Below are 1,326 nucleotides of genomic sequence, written 5' to 3'. Positions count from 1 at the left end.
TGAATCGCCCCGAGTTTGTCGGAGACCATCAACTTAAGTAAGGATGATGGTTATGACAAAAAGCAAAATGGCAAATCGCTACTCACCCGAGGTCCGCGCACGTGCGGTCCGGATGGTGTTTGAGCATCAAGGCTCATACGAAACGCAGGCGGGCGCGATTGCGGCCATTGCACCGAAGATCGGCTGTATTCCCCAGACCCTGCGCGAATGGGTCAAGCAGGCCGAGAAGGACAGCGGCATGCGCGACGGAGTGACAACCGAAGAACGTGATCGCATTAAGTCGCTGGAACGGGAAAACCGGGAGCTTCGCCAGGCGAATGAGATCCTGCGCAAGGCGTCAGCATATTTTGCGCAGGCGGAACTCGACCGCCCACTGAAGCGATGATCGCCTTCATTGACGATCAGCGCATTGTTTACGGCGTCGAGTCGATCTGTAGAGTCCTGCCGATCGCGCCGTCGACATATTATCATCGCCTGGCGTGCCAAGCCGATCCGGCCAAAGCTTCGGCGCGGCATCAGCGCGACACAGAGCTGCGTCCGCAGATCAAACGGGTTTGGGATGAGAATTACCAGGTCTACGGGGTTCGTAAGGCATGGCATCAGCTGAAGCGCGAGGGCTTTGATCTGGCGCGTTGCACGGTGGAGCGGCTGATGAAACAGATCGGCATCCGTGGTGCCGTGCGTGGAAAGGTGGTCAAGACGACGGTCCCTGACACGTCAGCGCCCTGTCCGCGCGACAAGGTAAACCGCGTGTTCCGGGCGCCATCGCCAAACCTGTTGTGGGTCAGCGATTTTACCTACGTGTCGACATGGCAGGGCTTTGTCTATGTGGCTTTTGTCATCGACACATTCGCTGATCGCATCGTGGGATGGCGGGTCTCACGGTCCGCCAAGACAGACTTTGTCCTCGATGCTCTTGAACAGGCCCTGCATGATCGACGGCCCGTCCAGAAGGGCGGATTAGTTCATCACTCGGATCGCGGCGGGCAATATTTGTCCATTCGATACACTGAGCGTTTGGCCGAAGCTGGCATTGAGCCATCGGTCGGCAGCGTCGGGGACTCGTATGACAACGCCCTCGCTGAAACCATCAACGGCCTCTACAAAACGGAGCTGGTCCACCGCCAAGGTCCATGGCGCAACATGCAAGATCTGGAAATGGCCACGCTCGGATGGGTCGATTGGTTCAACCACAGACGTCTGCTTGGCCCCATCGGAAACATCCCGCCAGCAGAGGCTGAAGAGAACTTCTATGCACAGCGCGACGTGCTCGATATGGTCGCGTGAAATGAAGCTAAAGGTCTCCGGTGAAACCGGGACGATTCA

General features: G+C 57.6%; 1 protein-coding gene and 1 other annotated feature. The gene reads left to right on the top strand.

The genetic code is table 11. The features are described 5' to 3' along the window. Window positions 1–52 precede the first annotated feature (52 nt). A protein-coding gene (locus tag BUB53_RS22165) for an IS3 family transposase (protein WP_143163313.1) occupies window positions 53–1,287 on the top strand; the annotation gives its coding sequence in 2 pieces (ribosomal slippage) (window positions 53–347 and window positions 347–1,287; 1,236 coding nt in all). Continuing rightward, window positions 340–456: a sequence feature (AL1L pseudoknot), on the top strand. It overlaps the preceding gene by 117 nt. Window positions 1,288–1,326: the final 39 nt, after the last annotated feature.

It is taken from the genome of Roseovarius pacificus (genome assembly GCF_900142665.1).
Taxonomy (GTDB): Bacteria; Pseudomonadota; Alphaproteobacteria; order Rhodobacterales; family Rhodobacteraceae; genus Roseovarius; species Roseovarius pacificus.
Note: the sequence above shows the minus strand (reverse complement) of the source record. Positions and strands in the feature narration are given on the sequence as shown.